Genomic DNA, 3,444 nt, shown 5'->3' on the forward strand with positions numbered 1-3,444 from the left:
AGAGATGGGCGGGTGCGCGTGTCCTTGCGGGCCGACCGCTTCCTGAAGATTTGGTCGAGCGTAGCGGTCAAGTTGGGTGGCGTCGAGTGAGAGCGTCATATCCCGAGGTTGGAATCGCCACCGAATAAAGCCGCGGCACGGGCCGCGTGTCTGGGGACGGCTGGTCGCGTGCTGGCCGTATCGCCGGAAGCGACGCGCCTTTCCCGCCTCGCTCGTCACGTCGCGTATGGTCGTGGAGACGACACCCGACGAACTGCGCGAGAAACTGGACGCTGACGACACTGAGGTTTCCGTTGTCGACATTCGGGACCCTTCGTCGTACACGTCCGGACACATCCCCGGGTCGGAGAACCTCCCGGCGGCAACGCTCGGCCCCGAGGTGTTCGAACGCGAGTGGCCCGACGAAGTCGTCGTCTCGTGCTACGTCGGCAAGAGTTCGAAACGGGTCGCCTCTATCTTGGACGAGAACGTCGACGCCGACGTGAGCAGTCTCCGCGGCGGCTTCGACGACTGGGACGGCGCGGTCGAACAAGGGTCGGAAGACGAAGCGGACCTCGGGCCGGCGTCGCCGTTCTGAGTCACCCCATATTTTCTGACAGTGCAGTGACGTTCTGGGTATGGCCCTCCCGACTGGACTGCTCCCGGTCTTCGTCTTCGTAGTAACCGCCGGCGTCGCGACGCTCGTGGCGCTCGGCGCGCACCTCTTGTGGCGTCGTGGGTCGCGGTCGTTCAGCGCCGAACTTCGACGCTCACTTCTCGGAGTGAGCCTGCTGTACCTCGTCGGGACGGCAGTCGCCTGGGCGGTCACGGGCGGTGGCTCGTTGTGGGGTGTTGCGACCGCACTCGTCGTCTCAGGCGTCGCCGCGTTCGTTGTGCTGTGGACGGGTCCGCTCTTCCTTGGTCGGTCGCTCGTTCGTCGCCTGCGAGGTGTCGATTCGGAGACCGCACTGCGTCAGGTGACGTACGGGTGGCCGGTCGCGATGCTGGTCGTGTTCGGAATCTTTGTCGCACCCGGTGGGACGACGGGCGACCACCTGCTCCATCTCGACGGCGCAACGACCTGTCTTGCCGGATTCTGTGGGGTCAGCGTCCTTCTTCTCGTGGCCATCGCTCTCGAACTCGTCGTCGCTGTCGTCGGGCCGGGGCTCGTCGGCTTAGCGCTCACGAGTCAGCAGTCGCTCACCGGTCGATAAAGAGAGAAGGTTGTGCAGTTCGCGGGGCGTTACTTGCCGCGGCGGCGGCTGGAGCTGAGGGAGGGACGGATGTGTTCCGTACCCTTGCCGCGGTTCTGCAGACCGCGACCGCGCTTGCCCGCGTTGGTGAGACCACGGAAGGCGCGGCCGTCGTGGTCGTCGTTGCAAATCCAGTTGAGGTCGTCGTCGTTCTGGATGGCCGGGTGGTTGGGGTCGACGAGAATGACCTCTTGCCACTTCTGGGAGCCGTCCTGACCGACGCCGTAGGAGTTCAGCACACGCATGTTCGGGTACTTGCGCGAGGCGCGTTCCTCCGCGATGCGCGGGATGGACTTGCGGCGACCGATGCGGTTGACACCCTGGCGCTTCGTACGGCGGCCAGCCTTGTGTCGCTGCTTGCGTGCGCCACCCTTGCGGACGGAGACGCGGACCACAACGATACCCTGCTTGGCCTTGTAACCGAGTTCACGAGCCTTGTCGAGGCGCGTCGGGCGCTCGATGCGCTCGATTGCGCCTTGGTTGCGCCACTCCTGTTTTCGCTGCCACTGGAGTTCGGCCAGTTTGCCTTCCTTCGGGGTCTTCCACGCTTCCTTGATGTGGGAATAGAAGCTTCGTGCCATTGTATATCACCGCGGGCGCTTGCGATTCAGCCATTCTGGGGCGTCCGCCCCAGACGGGGAATTCCCCGTCGGCCACATTTCGTCCCGTACGTGACGGGTGCCCTCTGGCGTGCCCGCATGCCAGCGAGTTGCCGAACCTACCAATAGGGGAGGGTTAAGAACTTCGGATTCACAGCGACTGTGTCGTGAATTCCCACAGGCCGAAGGACTACTCAATCGCGGTGTAGCCCACCAATCCTGTCTATTTTACGAACTATTATCTCACCACTCGCCATTCGAACTGGCATGCCCACCGATATCGACTGGCGACCGTACGACCTCGACGACGAGTACAGCGTCGTCGGCGACGTACGCATCTCCGACGAACTCTCTTCGACGTATCTCGATTTCGAGCGTCACCTTCTCGTCTATCTACCTCCCGATTACGACGAATCCGACCGTTCCTACCCGGTGTGCTACATGCACGACGGACAGAACGTCTTCGACGAGGCGACCAGTTACTCCGGGTCGTGGGACATTCATCGAGCGATGGACGAACTGCACGACAAGGGCCTCGGCGCAATCGTCGTCGGCGTCCCGAACGCGGGCGACGACCGGACGGTCGAGTACACGCCCCACCCGCATCCGGAGTTCGGCGGCGGCGGTGCCGATAGCTATCTTTCGTTCCTCTTCGAGGAGGTAAAGCCGCTCGTCGACGAGACGTTTCGGACGCGACCCGAAAAGGAGTCGACTGGACTGCTCGGGTCCTCGCTCGGCGGCCTCATCAGCCTCTACGCGCTCTTCGAGTACCCCGAGAAAGTGGGCTTTCTCGGAGCCATGAGTCCCGCATTCTGGTGGTCGGGCGAGGATATCTTCGAGTACGTCGAAGCCCAACCGTTCACTCCCGCTCGCATCTACGTCGACGTGGGCGACACCGAGTCCATGGACGACCCCGAGCGCTGTGAGTTGTACATCGACGACGCAGCGCGCATGGTCGAGTTACTGCGCGAGAAGGGATACGACGACGTCGAATTCCTCGTCGACGAAGGCGGCGTCCACCGAGAACACGCGTGGGCGCGCCGGTTCCCCGATGCGATGCGGTTCCTCTTGGACGACGACTGACCCGCCTCTGTCTCGGTTAGCCTATTGCCTATTGTTTACTCCCGCAAGACGACCACGTCGGCGACTTCGACGCAGGTGTCCGCCGTCTCAGCAATAGAGTCGGCTGCCACGTCGACCTCGCTAAGGAGGTCTTCGGTCTCACAGTCCGCCTCCAGCGACACCGTCGCGGGCGACGAATCGAAGTTCAGCACGACAAGCAGCGACTCATCTTCCCCTACGCGGCGATAGGCGACGACCGAGTCGGCGTTGCCCGATTCGACTTCGACGCTCGCTTTCGACACGTCGTTCGAGCGTAGTGCGGGATGCTCGTTTCGGAGGGCGACGAGTCGCCGGTGGAAGTCGGTCAGGTCGGCGTCGCCGTCGTGCCAGCGCATCGTGCCGCGCTGTTCTGGGACGCCGCGTTCTTGGCCGTAGTAAATCATGGGCACGCCGGGCAGGGTGAACGTCGCCGCCGCGGCGGGACGGAGGGTCCCCTCCTCGCATTCGGTCGCATAGCGCGTCTCGTCGTGGTTTTCGACGTAGCGCATGTG

At 63.5% G+C, this 3,444-nt stretch carries 5 protein-coding genes; 3 read left to right on the plus strand and 2 right to left on the minus strand.

Annotated elements, in window-relative coordinates:
• Nucleotides 1–226: 226 nt before the first annotated feature.
• Together QT222_RS04210 and QT222_RS04215 are read left to right on the plus strand one after the other, a co-directional pair.
• Nucleotides 227–577: a rhodanese-like domain-containing protein gene (locus tag QT222_RS04210; RefSeq protein ID WP_004057802.1), complete on the plus strand. Its 351-nt coding sequence runs from the start codon at nt 227–229 to the stop codon at nt 575–577.
• A 40-nt stretch (nt 578–617) separates the two neighbouring features.
• A complete protein-coding gene (locus tag QT222_RS04215) occupies nt 618–1,193 on the plus strand; it encodes a hypothetical protein (protein WP_491476410.1) in 576 nt (191 codons plus the stop codon).
• Between the two features lie 29 nt (nt 1,194–1,222).
• Here the strand turns inward: QT222_RS04215 and QT222_RS04220 are convergent, their stop codons facing one another.
• The gene (locus tag QT222_RS04220) at nt 1,223–1,813 is read right to left on the minus strand and encodes a 50S ribosomal protein L15e (RefSeq protein ID WP_004057799.1); all 591 of its coding nucleotides are present in this window, start codon (nt 1,811–1,813) and stop codon (nt 1,223–1,225) included.
• Nucleotides 1,814–2,098: 285 nt separating this feature from the next.
• On the opposite strand from QT222_RS04220, the gene QT222_RS04225 reads away from it, so the two are divergent.
• Nucleotides 2,099–2,914, plus strand: coding sequence for an alpha/beta hydrolase (locus QT222_RS04225; RefSeq protein ID WP_004057798.1), 816 nt, complete (start codon nt 2,099–2,101; stop codon nt 2,912–2,914).
• Nucleotides 2,915–2,949: 35 nt separating this feature from the next.
• On the opposite strand, the gene QT222_RS04230 is transcribed toward QT222_RS04225, so the two are convergent.
• On the minus strand, nt 2,950–3,444 hold a 495-nt coding region (locus QT222_RS04230), incomplete at its 5' end, for an alpha-amylase family glycosyl hydrolase (protein WP_491476411.1).

Source organism: Haloferax sp. s1, assembly GCF_058382125.1.